The organism is Streptomyces sp. NPDC058758 (genome assembly GCF_042746075.1).
Classification (GTDB): Bacteria; Actinomycetota; Actinomycetes; order Streptomycetales; family Streptomycetaceae; genus Streptomyces.
On sequence record NZ_JBHYPS010000051.1, the window covers coordinates 1 to 12370 of the forward strand.

The 12370-nt window shown below is 75.0% G+C and carries 12 protein-coding genes and 1 rRNA gene; 11 read left to right on the top strand and 2 right to left on the bottom strand.

Annotation, left to right across the window (positions count from 1 at the left end; all coding sequences use genetic code 11):
* The 3 genes from rrf to ACFW6A_RS35135 all read left to right on the top strand — a co-directional run.
* Positions 1–92: ribosomal RNA gene (gene rrf / locus ACFW6A_RS35125) — 5S ribosomal RNA — on the top strand; the annotation flags it as partial.
* Between the two features lie 230 nt (positions 93–322).
* Positions 323–1510 (top strand): hypothetical protein, encoded by a 1188-nt coding sequence (locus ACFW6A_RS35130; protein ID WP_386645690.1) that lies wholly within the window; start codon positions 323–325, stop codon positions 1508–1510.
* Complete coding sequence (locus tag ACFW6A_RS35135) at positions 1450–2244, top strand: hypothetical protein (RefSeq protein WP_351856760.1); 795 nt, start codon at positions 1450–1452, stop codon at positions 2242–2244. Before ACFW6A_RS35130 ends, ACFW6A_RS35135 begins: the two co-directional genes overlap by 61 nt.
* A gap of 72 nt (positions 2245–2316) precedes the next feature.
* Here the strand turns inward: ACFW6A_RS35135 and ACFW6A_RS35140 are convergent, their stop codons facing one another.
* Positions 2317–3609, bottom strand: coding sequence for a DUF1015 domain-containing protein (locus ACFW6A_RS35140; protein WP_351856756.1), 1293 nt, complete (start codon positions 3607–3609; stop codon positions 2317–2319).
* Positions 3610–3692: 83 nt separating this feature from the next.
* Here ACFW6A_RS35140 and ACFW6A_RS35145 point away from each other — a divergent pair, with 83 nt between their 5' ends.
* From ACFW6A_RS35145 to ACFW6A_RS35160, 4 genes are all read left to right on the top strand, one after another.
* Positions 3693–4763 (top strand): HAD hydrolase-like protein, encoded by a 1071-nt coding sequence (locus ACFW6A_RS35145; protein ID WP_351856754.1) that lies wholly within the window; start codon positions 3693–3695, stop codon positions 4761–4763.
* A gap of 149 nt (positions 4764–4912) precedes the next feature.
* The gene (locus ACFW6A_RS35150; protein WP_386645656.1) at positions 4913–5968 is read left to right on the top strand and encodes an iron chelate uptake ABC transporter family permease subunit; all 1056 of its coding nucleotides are present in this window, start codon (positions 4913–4915) and stop codon (positions 5966–5968) included.
* Complete coding sequence (locus ACFW6A_RS35155) at positions 5965–6999, top strand: iron chelate uptake ABC transporter family permease subunit (protein WP_351856752.1); 1035 nt, start codon at positions 5965–5967, stop codon at positions 6997–6999. The genes ACFW6A_RS35150 and ACFW6A_RS35155 overlap by 4 nt, the downstream gene beginning before the upstream one ends.
* A gap of 47 nt (positions 7000–7046) precedes the next feature.
* Positions 7047–7916 carry an ABC transporter ATP-binding protein gene (locus ACFW6A_RS35160; RefSeq protein WP_386645659.1) on the top strand — a complete coding sequence of 290 codons (870 nt, stop codon included), beginning with the start codon at positions 7047–7049 and terminating at the stop codon, positions 7914–7916.
* On the opposite strand, the gene ACFW6A_RS35165 is transcribed toward ACFW6A_RS35160, so the two are convergent.
* A complete protein-coding gene (locus tag ACFW6A_RS35165; protein ID WP_351856748.1) occupies positions 7905–8252 on the bottom strand; it encodes an SCP2 sterol-binding domain-containing protein in 348 nt (115 codons plus the stop codon). The two genes, ACFW6A_RS35160 and ACFW6A_RS35165, sit on opposite strands and share 12 nt — an antisense overlap.
* Before the next feature lie 42 nt (positions 8253–8294).
* On the opposite strand from ACFW6A_RS35165, the gene ACFW6A_RS35170 reads away from it, so the two are divergent.
* The 4 genes from ACFW6A_RS35170 to recN are packed head-to-tail and all read left to right on the top strand — an operon-like array spanning position 8295 to position 12141.
* Positions 8295–8603, top strand: coding sequence for a hypothetical protein (locus tag ACFW6A_RS35170; RefSeq protein WP_386645662.1), 309 nt, complete (start codon positions 8295–8297; stop codon positions 8601–8603).
* Between the two features lie 7 nt (positions 8604–8610).
* On the top strand, positions 8611–9426 hold the full coding sequence (locus ACFW6A_RS35175) for a TlyA family RNA methyltransferase (RefSeq protein ID WP_351856744.1): 816 nt from the start codon (positions 8611–8613) through the stop codon (positions 9424–9426).
* Positions 9423–10340 carry an NAD kinase gene (locus ACFW6A_RS35180; RefSeq protein WP_351856741.1) on the top strand — a complete coding sequence of 306 codons (918 nt, stop codon included), beginning with the start codon at positions 9423–9425 and terminating at the stop codon, positions 10338–10340. The genes ACFW6A_RS35175 and ACFW6A_RS35180 overlap by 4 nt, the downstream gene beginning before the upstream one ends.
* A gap of 49 nt (positions 10341–10389) precedes the next feature.
* The gene (gene recN, locus ACFW6A_RS35185) at positions 10390–12141 is read left to right on the top strand and encodes a DNA repair protein RecN (RefSeq protein ID WP_386484048.1); all 1752 of its coding nucleotides are present in this window, start codon (positions 10390–10392) and stop codon (positions 12139–12141) included.
* The last annotated feature ends 229 nt before the right edge of the window (positions 12142–12370 follow it).

Sequence of the window (12370 nt, forward strand, 5' to 3'; positions counted from 1 at the left end):
CGCCCGGTTACATTCCGAACCCGGAAGCTAAGCCTTTCAGCGCCGATGGTACTGCAGGGGGGACCCTGTGGGAGAGTAGGACACCGCCGAACAATTCTTCAGGACCCCTGGTCCCAGCGTTCACGCTGGGACCAGGGGTCCTTTTGTTTTTGCTTGACTTTTCCGAGGCGCGGCCGAGTGCCGGCTGCGCGAGAATGACTGCAGTACCCGAAGACAGGAGTCACACCGATGTCCACCAACTCTCCCGACGACCGTCCGGAGCGCGAGCCGCGTCGCAGGGACGGTGCCGGTGGCGACCGGGGCGGCTTCCGTGGGCCCCGCCGTGACGACAACCGCGGTGACAACCGCGGTGACAACCGCGGCGGGGGCGGCTTCCGTCGCGACGACAACCGCGGTGGCGGCGGCTACCGCCGCGACGACCGCGGTGGCGACAACCGTGGCGGTGGCGGTTTCCGCCGCGACGACAACCGCGGCGGTGACCAGCGCGGTGGCGGCGGCTTCCGTCGCGACGACAACCGTGGCGGCGGCGGTGGCTACCGCGGCAGTGACCAGCGTGGTGGCGGCGGCTTCCGCCGTGACGACCGGGGTGGCGACAACCGTGGCGGTGGCGGTTTCCGGCGTGATGACCGTCGGGACGAGCGGCCTTCGTCGTTCCGTCGCGACGACCGGCCTTCCTTCCCGCGTGACGACCGACGTGACGAGCGTCGGGACGACCAGCGCGGTGGCGGGTTCCGCCGTGACGACCGCGGCGGCGACCAGCGCGGTGGCGGCGGCTTCCGTCGCGACGACCGGGGCGGCGACAACCGGGGCGGTGGCTACCGCCGTGACGACCGGGGTGGCGACAACCGTGGCGGTGGCGGTTTCCGGCGTGATGACCGTCGGGACGAGCGGCCTTCGTCGTTCCGTCGCGACGACCGGCCCTCGTACCCGCGTGACGACCGACGTGACGACAACCGTGGCGGCGGCTTCCGCCGCGACGACCGCGGTGGCGACAACCGGGGCGGCGGCTACCGTCGCGACGACCGGCCTTCGTACCCGCGTGACGACCGGCGGGACGACCAGCGCGGTGGCGGCTTCCGCCGTGACGACCGGGGTGGCGACAACCGTGGTGGCGGTTTCCGGCGTGATGACCGTCGGGACGAGCGGCCTTCGTCGTTCCGTCGCGACGACCGGCCCTCGTACCCGCGTGACGACCGCCGGGACGACAACCGTGGCGGCGGTTTCCGCCGTGACGACCGCGGTGGCGACCAGCGCGGTGGTGGGTTCCGTCGGGACGACCGTGGTGGCGACAGCCGTGGTGGCGGCTTCCGCCGCGACGACCGTGGTGGGTTCCGTGGGCGGGACGACCGGGGCGGCGATCGCGGTGGGTACCGGGGCCGGGACGACCGCGGCGACCGGGGCGGGTACCGCGGGGACCGGGAGCGGAGCGACCGCGCGCCCCTCAAGCGTCTGCCGATCCCGCCGGAGGTCACCGGCGAGGAGATCGACCCCGATGTGCGCCAGGAACTGATGAGCCTGCCCAAGGGGCTGGCCGACGACGTCGCCCGCAACCTGGTCATGGTGGCGCAGCTGATCGACGAGGACCCGGAGAAGGCCTACGGCTACTCCCGGGTCGCGCTGCGGCTCGCCTCGCGCGTCGCCGCCGTCCGCGAGGCCGCCGGCTTCGCCGCGTACGCCAACCAGAAGTACTCCGAGGCGCTGGCCGAGTTCCGTGCCGCGCGCCGGATGAGCGGCGGCGTGGACCTGTGGCCCGTCATGGCCGACTGCGAGCGCGGCCTCGGCCGGCCCGAGCGGGCGCTCGCCATGGCCGGCGAGCCCGAGGTACAGAAGCTCGACAAGGCCGGACAGGTCGAGATGCGGCTCGTCGCCGCCGGCGCCCGCCGGGACATGGGGCAGCTGGAGGCCGCCATCGTGACCCTGCAGAGCCCCGAGCTGGCGTCCAACGCCACCCACCCGTGGACCGCGCGACTGCGGTACGCCTACGCCGACGCCCTGCTCGCCGCCGAGCGGGAGCAGGAGGCCAGGGAGTGGTTCGCCAAGGCCCTGGAGGCCGACAAGGACGGGGCGACGGACGCCTCCGACCGCCTCGCCGAGCTCGACGGGGTCGAGTTCGTCGACGCCTTCGACGAGGACGAGGACGAGGACGGGGACGGAGTCCTGGCGGCCGACGAGCGGGACGACGAGCGCGACGTGGCCGACGACGTCACCGACGAGGACATCGTCGACGAGGACGACCGGCGCTGAGGCTCGGTGACATGAGGAAGGGGCGGCACCCGGTGGGTGCCGCCCCTTTCCCGTCTCCTCGTCCTGCGGGCGTCAGTCGAGGGCCAGGCTGCGCAGCACCAGCCCCGTCGCCGGCTTGGGGCCGAAGGACGTCGACTTGCGGGGCATCGTGACGCCCTGGCGGGCCAGGTCGCGGACGACCTCCTCCCGCACCGGATGCATCAGGACCGCCGTGCCGCCCCGGCGCTCGGCCTGGTCGACGGCCGCCGCGGTGTCGTGGATGTAGGCGATGTCCTCGGGGGCGTCCGGGACGTGCCAGACGTGCTCCAGGAGCGTGGCGTGCAGGACCGTCGCGTCCAGGGTGCGCCAGGCCTCCGGACGGTCGGTGCGGACCGTGCGGGCCAGCAGGGCCGGGTCGGGGCGGTCCAGGAGGTGGAAGGCGCCGTCGCCCGCGAGGAGGAAGGCGTTGCCCTCGGCGGCGGCCTCGGCCAGCGCCTCCAGGGCCTCGGGGAGGGGACGTTCGACGCGGCGGACCCGGAAGGAGCCGCCGACCGCTTCGAGGGCGTCCGCGACCGGCAGCCGGCTCAGCAGGCGGTGGATCGCGCGGACCCGCAGGGGATAGCGGACCGTGTCGATGAGGAGCACCAGACCCTGGTTCCAGGGACCGGGGGAGGGGTGCTCGGCGCGGAGCCGCAGATAGGTCGCCCAGCGGTGGTGGCCGTCCGCGATGAGCGCCTGGTGGCGGGCGAGTTCGGCCGTGACCGCAGCCTGCTCGGCCGGGTCGGTGACCGCCCACAGCCGGTGGTGGAAACCGTCCTCGGTGGTCGTGGCCAGCAGCGGCTCGCGCCGCACGGCGGCCTCGATCACCGAGTCCGCGCCGTCGCCGTCGCCCGGGTAGGTGAGGAGCAGCGGCTCCAGGTTGGCCGCGGTGGTGCGCATCAGGGCGGCGCGGTCCTCGACCACGTGCGGCATGACGTCCTCGTGGGGGAGGACGATCCCCTCGTCGGGGGTGCTGAGTTCGAGGGCGCCGATGATGCCGCGCTGGAGGATCCCGTCGCCCCGCTGCTCGTACACGTACAGCGCGGGGCCCGGGTCGGGGGCGAGGACGCCCTCGGCCAGCCAGCGGTCCAGCGTGACCGCCGCCTTGCGGTGGCGGGTGCCCGCCGTGACCGCCTGGGGGAGGATCAGCCGGACGATGTTGTGCGGGTCGGCGGACTCCAGGTGGAGCAGCCCGTCAGGTCGTACGACGACGTCGTAGGGCGGGGACGTGACGGCCGCGAGACTGCCGACCCGCTCGGGGACGTACCGGATGCCGCGGAACGGATGCAGGCGCAGCCCCGCCGTGTCGTCGCGGACGGCGTCGGCCGCGTGACCTGAGGTGTTCATCTCGTCATCGTAGGCGCGCGGCGGGGATGAGCGATGATCGGGGGAGCGGGGATTTACCGGCGGTGAGTGAGGAGCGGGTGGTCATGGCGCGAGACGGCCAGGAGCGGCGGACGGAACGGAGCCGGCCCGGCGGCAGCGCGGTCGCGCTGAGCACGGCGTACGACACGGCGCTGCTCGACCTCGACGGGGTCGTGTACTTCGCGGGCGGGGCGGCGATCCCGTACGCCGTGGAGGCGCTCGGGGCGGCGCGGGACGGCGGGATGCGGCTCGCGTACGTGACGAACAACGCGCTGCGGACACCGGACGCGGTAGCCGCGCACCTCACCGAGCTGGGCGTGCCGGCCGAGCCGGGGGACGTCGTCACCTCGGCGCAGGCCGTGGCCCGGCTCGTCGCCGGGGACGTGCCGGAGGGGGCGAGGGTGCTCCTCGTGGGCGGCGAGGGGCTGCGGGTGGCGCTGCGCGAGCGGGGGCTCGTGCCCGTCGAGTCGGCCGACGACGAGCCGGTGGCCGTGGTGCAGGGCTACGGCGGGCCGGACATGGCCTGGGGCCGGTTCGCGGAGGCGGCGTACGCGATCGGGCGGGGCGTGCCCTGGTACGCCTCCAACACCGACCTGACGATTCCGGGCGCGCGCGGGATCGGGCCCGGGAACGGCGCCGCCGTCGAGGTCGTGCGCATCGCCACCGGCGGCCGGGTCGAGCCCCGGGTGGCGGGGAAGCCGCAGCCGCCGATGCACCGGGAGACCGTGCTGCGGACCGGGGCGGAGCGGCCGCTGGTCGTCGGGGACCGGCTGGACACCGACATCGAGGGCGCCTTCCACGGGGGCGTCGACTCGCTGCTGGTGCTGACGGGGGTGACCGACGCGGCGACGCTCCTGGCGGCGGTGCCGGAGCACCGGCCGACGTACGTGGCGGCGGACCTGCGGGGGCTGCTCGCCGGACAGCCGGAGGTCGTGGCGGACGGCGACGGCGGCTTCCGGTGCGGGGGGTGGCGGGCCTCGGTGAGCGGGGACGCGCTCGTACTGGAGGGTGCGGAGGGCGCGGAGGCCGAGGTGCTCGACGGGTTGCGGGCGCTGTGCGGGGCGGCGTGGACGTGGGCCGGGGCCGGGGCGTGCGGGCTCGACGCGGGGAAGGCGCTGGCGCGGCTCGGGCTGTAGGGGCCCGGGCGTGACGGGGCGTGGGGCGGGCCGGGTTCCGGCGCGGCCAGGGCCCTGGCGCGGCCCGTTCCGGGGTTGTCGGAGGGCCCCGGGGGATTCGGGGCGACCGGCCCCTGCTAGATCAATGTTGGGTAGGCTAACCTAACCGGGTGTTGGTCGAGAGTCCCTCCCGTACGAGCGCGGAGCCGGTGAAGGCCGGGCAGACCCCGAGGCGCCGGAACTCCGTGCGCGCCCTCGGGCTGCTCGCCGCCGCCGGCGTCCTGCTGCTTGTCTGTGTCCTGAGCATCATGATCGGTGCCAAGCCGGTGCCGTTCGACGACGTGTGGCACGGACTGTTCCACAACAGCGGCGTCGGCAACGACGTCGTCATCCACGACGTGCGGGTGCCGCGCACCCTGCTCGGGCTGCTCGTCGGCCTGGCGCTCGGCCTGGCCGGCGCGGTGATGCAGGGGCTCACCCGCAACCCGCTGGCGGAGCCCGGACTGCTCGGGGTGAACGCGGGCGCGGCCGCCGCCGTCGTCTCGGCCATCGCCTTCCTCGGCGTCACCGACGTCCGCGACTACGTGTGGTTCGCCTTCGTCGGCGCCGCCGTCGTCTCCGTCGTCGTGTACGCGCTCGGCGGCAGCCGCAGCGCCACGCCGGTGCGGCTCGCGCTCGCCGGCACGGCCGCCACCGCCGCCCTGTACGGCTTCGTCAACGCCGTCCAGCTGCTCGACTCCGCCGCCCTCGACCGGCTCCGCTTCTGGACCGTCGGCTCGCTGGCCTCCGCCGACACGGCCACCGTCGGCCGGGTCGCGCCGTTCATCCTCGTCGGCGCCGTGCTGGCGCTCGGCATCGCGCGACCGCTCAACGCCATGGAGATGGGCGACGACGCGGCCCGCGCGCTCGGCGTGAGCATCAACCGGACCCGGCTCGTCGCCATGCTCGCCGTCACCCTGATGTGCGGCGCCGCGACGGCCGCCTGCGGGCCGATCATCTTCCTCGGCCTGATGGTGCCGTACATGGTCCGGGCGATCACCGGCCCCGACATGCGGTGGATCCTGCCGTACGCGGCCGTGCTCGCGCCCGTGCTGCTGCTCGGCTCCGACGTCCTCGGCCGGGTCCTCGTCCGGCCCGCCGAACTCCAGGTCGGCATCGTGACGGCCCTCGTCGGCGGTCCCGTCTTCATCCGACTCGTACGCCGCAAGAGGATGGCCCAGCTGTGACCACCAAGACCCTGCGGACCGGCGGCGGACTCTCCCTGCGGTACGAGCCGCGGGCCGCGCTCTGTGGCCTCGGGCTGATCCTGCTCACCCTCGGACTCGGCATCGTCCTCGTCGGCACCGGCGACTTCCCGATGACGCCGGGCGAGGTCGTCGACACCCTCCTCGGCAGGGGGACGGCCGTCCAGGAGTTCGCCGTCATGGAGCTGCGGCTCCCGCGGGTCCTCGTCGCGATCCTCGTCGGCGCCGCGCTCGCCCTCGGCGGGGCCGTCTTCCAGTCGGTCTCCCGCAACCCGCTGGGCAGCCCCGACGTCATCGGCTTCGGCCAGGGCGCCACCGTCGGCGCGCTGACCGTGATCGTCCTCTTCCAGGGCAGCGCCGTCGCCACCGCCCTCGGGGCGGTCGCCGGCGGTGTCGCCACCGGCGTCGTGATCTACCTGCTGGCCTGGAAGCGGGGCGTGCACGGCTACCGGCTGGTGCTCGTCGGCATCGGCGCCGCCGCCATGCTGACCTCCGTCATCCACTACCTCATCACCAAGGCCAGCCTGACGGACGCCACCCGCGCCACCGTGTGGATGACCGGCTCCCTCGACGGGCGCGACTGGGCCCAGTTCTGGCCGCTGCTCGCCGTCTGCTGCGTGCTGGTGCCGCTGGTCCTCGGCCACGGGCGGGCGCTGCGGATGCTGGAGATGGGCGACGACGCCGCGTACGCGCTCGGCGTGAAGGTCGAGCGCACCCGGATCGTCCTGATGGCCTCCGCCGTCCTGCTCGTCGCCGTCGCCACCTCGGCGGCCGGCCCCATCGTCTTCGTCTCCCTCAGCGCCCCGCAGCTGGCCCGCCGGCTGACCCGCGCGCCCGGCCCGAACCTGGCGGTGTCCGCCGTCATGGGCTCCGCCCTGCTGCTGGGCGCCGACTGGATCGCCGGGAACGCCTTCGGCGAGCGGCAGCTGCCCGTCGGCGTCATCACCGGCATCCTCGGCGGCTGCTACCTGCTCTGGCTGCTCGTCAGCGAGCGCAAGGCGGGCCGGATATGACCACCTCACCCCCGCACGCATCCGTACCGGACACCAGGAGCACCCCCATGAGCGATCGGCAGCAGCAGCGGCTCGGGGCCGAGTCGGTCACCCTCGCGTACGAGCAGCGGGTCATCGCCCGCGACCTGTCCGTCGAGATCCCGGACCACTCCTTCACGGTCATCGTCGGCCCCAACGCCTGCGGCAAGTCCACGCTGCTGCGCGCCCTGTCCCGGATGCTCAAGCCGGCGGAGGGCCGGGTGCTGCTCGACGGCCAGTCGATCCACTCGATGCCGGCGAAGAAGGTCGCCCGCACCCTCGGCCTGCTGCCGCAGTCGTCGGTCGCGCCCGACGGCATCACCGTCGCCGACCTCGTCGCCCGGGGCCGCTACCCGCACCAGGGCCTGCTGCGGCAGTGGTCGCCCGAGGACGAGCGGATCGTCCAGGAGTCGATGGAGTCCACCGGGGTCGCCGAGCTGGCCGACCGGTTCGTCGACGAGCTGTCCGGCGGGCAGCGCCAGCGGGTGTGGATCGCCATGGCCCTCGCCCAGCAGACCCCGCTGCTGCTCCTCGACGAGCCCACCACCTACCTCGACATCCAGCACCAGATCGACGTCCTCGACCTCTGTGCCGAGCTGCACGAGACGCAGGGCCGGACGCTCGTCGCCGTCCTGCACGACCTCAACCACGCGGCCCGGTACGCCACCCACCTCATCGCGGTGCGCGGCGGCGAGGTCGTCGCCGAGGGCCCGCCGTCCGAGGTGGTGACCGCCGAGCTGGTCGAGCGGGTCTTCGGGCTGCGCTGCCAGGTCATCGACGACCCGGAGACGGGCACCCCGCTCGTCGTCCCGGCGGGACGGCAGGCGCGGGCCCGGCGGCCCGTGCCCGCCCAGGAGGCCGCGCGGGGCGACGCCCAGGAGCCCGCGCTACAGAAGTGAGCGCAGCCGCAGCAGGTCGCGGAAGCCGGCCTCCAGCCCGACCCGGCCGGAGGCCCACGCCCTGGCGAAGTTCAGCCGGCCGTCCACCAGCGCGACCAGGTCGTCGCCGGTCATCGTGAGGCGGATCTGGGCCTTCTCGCGCGGTGGTCCGGACACCGTCGACCCGACGGTCATCCGGCCGCCCGCGAGCCGGCCGGTGAAGGTCGTGTCGAGGTCCGTGAGGTGGCAGCTCAGGGTGCGGTCGAGCGCCGCCGCGCCCCGGACGTCGCCGTCCGCGCGCGCGAGGCCGTCCGCCAGCTTGTCGAGTGCGTCGCGGCACTCCGTGATCGTCGCCATCGCCGTCGACCGTACCCCAGGGCTTCGCGGTAGCGTCGGGGCATGAGCGAAGCGATGACGTCGGCGGAGGCCGGGCCGGAGACGGCGGAGGACGCCGGTACGGGCTCCGGGGACGGCGCCGGGGGAGCGGTGGACGCGCCGGCCGCGGCCGCGCCGCTGGGGGTGGACCGGGAGGCCACCGGGCTGCCGGCCGTCGACGCGCTCCTGGAGCGGCTGGCCGAGGCCGACCACCTCCCGGCGGAGGGACACCTCGCGGTGTACGAGGATGTACACCGAGGACTGGGCGCCGAGCTGACCACGCTCGACGCGCACCCGGCCTCCGCACCCCGTCCGCACGACCCCAGGAGCTGAACCCAACGTGGCAGGAGTGGCACGCCGCCGACTCGACGCCGAGCTGGTCCGGCGCAAGCTCGCCCGCTCGCGCGAGCACGCCGGCCAGCTGATCGCCGCGGGCCGGGTGACCGTCGGCAAGACCGTCGCCACCAAGTCCGCCACCCAGGTCGAGACCGCCGCGGCGATCGTCGTCTCCCAGGACGACTCCGACCCCGACTACGTCTCGCGCGGCGGGCACAAGCTCGCCGGCGCCTTCGAGGCCTTCGTCCCCCTCGGCCTGGAGGTCGCCGGCCGGCGGGCGCTCGACGCGGGCGCCTCCACCGGCGGCTTCACCGACGTGCTGCTGCGCTCCGGCGCCGGGCACGTCGTCGCCGTCGACGTCGGCTACGGACAGCTCGCCTGGTCGCTCCAGAGCGACGAGCGGGTCACCGTGAAGGACCGCACCAACGTGCGCGAGCTGACCCTGGACGCGATCGACGGCGTCCCCGTCGACCTCGTCGTCGGCGACCTCTCCTTCATCCCGCTCGGGCTCGTGCTGCCCGCGCTGGTCGCCTGCACCGCGCCCGGCGCCGACCTCGTCCTGATGGTCAAGCCGCAGTTCGAGGTGGGCAAGGAGCGGCTCGGCTCCGGAGGCGTCGTCCGCAGCGCCGAGCTGCGCGCCGACGCCGTGAAGAACGTCGCCCGGCAGGCGGCGGAGCTCGGGCTCGGGGTGCTCGGCGTCACCGCCAGCCCGCTGCCCGGGCCGTCGGGGAACGTCGAGTACTTTCTGTGGCTGCGGGCCGGCGCGCCCGCACTCGATCCGGCTGACGTCGACCGCGCCGTGGCGGAGGGACCTCGTTGACAGCATCAGCGGCACCACAGGCACCACGTACCGTCTTCCTGCTCGCGCACACCGGCCGGCCGGCCGCGGTGCGCAGTGCCGAGCTCGTCGTCCTGGGACTGCTGCGCAGCGGCATCGGCGTCCGCGTCCTGGAGGCCGAGGCGGCGGACCTGCCGCTGCCGCCCTCCGTGGAGAAGATCCCGGACCACTGTCCCGAGGCGCTCGACGGCTGCGAGCTGATCATCGTCCTCGGCGGTGACGGGACGCTGCTGCGCGGCGCGGAGTTCTCCCGCGCCTCCGGGGTGCCGATGCTCGGCGTCAACCTGGGCCGCGTCGGCTTCCTCGCCGAGGCCGAGCGGGACGACCTCGACAAGGTCGTCGACCGGGTCGTCACCCGGGCGTACGAGGTCGAGGAGCGGATGACCCTCGACGTGGCCGTCTACCAGAACGGCGACGTGCTGCACAGCGACTGGGCGCTCAACGAGGCCGCCGTGCAGAAGGTGTCCCCGGAGCGGATGCTGGAGGTGGTCCTCGCCATCGACGGGCGGCCGGTCACCGGCTTCGGCTGTGACGGGGTGATCTGCGCGACGCCGACCGGCTCGACCGCGTACGCCTTCTCGGCGGGCGGTCCGGTGATCTGGCCCGAGGTGGAGGCGCTGCTGATGGTGCCGATCGGGGCGCACGCGCTGTTCGCCAAGCCGCTCGTCACCACGCCCGAGTCCGTGCTCGCCGTCGAGGTCGAGCCGCACACCCCGCACGGGGTGCTGTGGTGCGACGGGCGGCGGACCGTCGAACTGCCCGCGGGCGCCCGGGTCGAGGTCCGGCGCGGCGCGGTGCCGGTCCGGCTCGCCCGGCTCCACCACGCCTCCTTCACCGACCGGCTCGTCGCCAAGTTCGCGCTGCCCGTCTCGGGCTGGCGGGGCGCGCCGCACTGACCGGCCCCCTCACGGGGGGCGATGTCGCGTCGCGGCACGGAAACCTCGTATGGTCTGGGGCGTGCTGGAGGAGATGCGGATACGGTCGCTCGGGGTCATCGACGACGCGGTGGTCGAGCTGTCGCCCGGCTTCACCGCGGTGACCGGTGAGACCGGCGCGGGCAAGACCATGGTCGTCACGAGCCTGGGGCTGCTGCTCGGCGGGCGGGCCGACCCGGCCCTGGTGCGGATCGGGGCCGCCTCGGCGGTCGTCGAGGGGCGGATCAGCCTGCCGCCCGGCGCGCCCGCGGCGGCGCGGGCCGCGGAGGCGGGGGCGGAACTCGACGAGGGCGCCCTGCTGGTGACCCGTACGGTCTCCGCCGAGGGGCGCTCGCGGGCGCACCTGGGCGGGCGTTCGGTGCCGGTGGGGCTGCTGGCGGAGCTTGCCGACGAACTCGTCGCCGTGCACGGCCAGACCGATCAGCAGGGCCTGCTGAAGCCCGCCCGGCAGCGCGGCGCGCTCGACCGGTACGCGGGCGAGGCGGTGTCCGGTCCGCTCGCCGCCTACACGGAGGTGTACCGCAGGCTGCGGGCCGTCACCGCCGAGCTGGAGGAGATCACCACCCGGGCACGTGAGCGAGCCCAGGAGGCCGATCTGCTGCGCTTCGGGCTGGCCGAGGTCGAGGCCGTCGCCCCGCGGGCCGGGGAGGACGAGGAGCTGGCCGCCGAGGCCGAGCGGCTCGGGCACGCCGAGGCGCTCGCCTCCGCCGCCGCGCTCGCGCACGCCGCGCTCGCCGGCAATCCGGAGGACCCCGAGTCCGTCGACGCGACCACCCTGGTCGGCGGGGCGGGCCGGGCCCTGGAGGCCGTACGGGCGCACGATCCGGCGCTCGCCGCGCTCGCGGACCGGACGGGGGAGATCTCCATCCTGCTGGCCGACGTGGCGCAGGAGCTGGCCGGGTACGCGGACAACCTGGACGCCGATCCGCTGCGGCTCGCCGCGGTGGAGGAGCGGCGGGCCGCCCTCACCCAGCTGACGCGGAAGTACGGCGAGTCCGTCACGGCCGTCCTGGCCTGGGCGGAGGAGGGCGCGCGGCGGCTCGGGGAGCTGGACGGCGACGACGAGCGGACCGGTGAGCTGACCGCCGAGCGGGACCGGCTGCGCGACGAGCTGTCGGTGCTCGCGCAGCGGCTCACCGACGCCCGCACCGAGGCCGCGGACCGGTTCGCCGGGGCGGTCACCGCCGAGCTGGCCTCGCTCGCCATGCCGCACGCGCGGGTGTCCTTCGACATCCGGCAGACCGAGGTCTCCGACGAGGCCTCCGGCGTCCGGGTCGGCGGGCGGTGGGTGGCCTACGGGCCGGCCGGCGCCGACGAGGTCGAGCTGCTGCTCGCCCCGCACCCCGGCGCCCCGCCGCGGCCCATCGCCAAGGGCGCGTCCGGCGGCGAGCTGTCCCGGGTGATGCTCGCCGTCGAGGTGGTCTTCGCCGGGGTCGACCCGGTGCCGACGTACCTCTTCGACGAGGTCGACGCGGGCGTCGGCGGCAAGGCGGCGGTGGAGATCGGCCGTCGGCTGGCGAAGCTGGCCAGGACCGCGCAGGTCGTCGTGGTCACCCACCTGCCGCAGGTGGCGGCCTTCGCCGACCGGCAGCTGCTGGTGGAGAAGACCAACGACGGCTCCGTCACCCGCTCCGGCGTCACCGTCCTGGAGGGCGAGGAGCGGGTCCGCGAGCTCTCCCGGATGCTCGCCGGGCAGGAGGACTCGGAGACCGCCCGGGCCCACGCGGAGGAGCTGCTGGCCACGGCCAGGGCCGACGCCTGAGGCGGGGCCCGGCCGGGCCCCGGCGCACGCCTCCGAGGGCGCGCGCCCTCGGAAGGGGGCGGATCGGAGGCGTGCGCCCTCGAAGGGGGGCGCGCGCCGAATTCCTCGCGCGCTCGCCCGGGTGGGTGAACTCGGGGCCGGGGCCGGGGCGTCGGCCGCCCGCCGGCGCGGGGAACGATGCGGTGTCGGTGCCGGAACGTGCGTACGGTCGGCCGTCCGGGCTGGCATC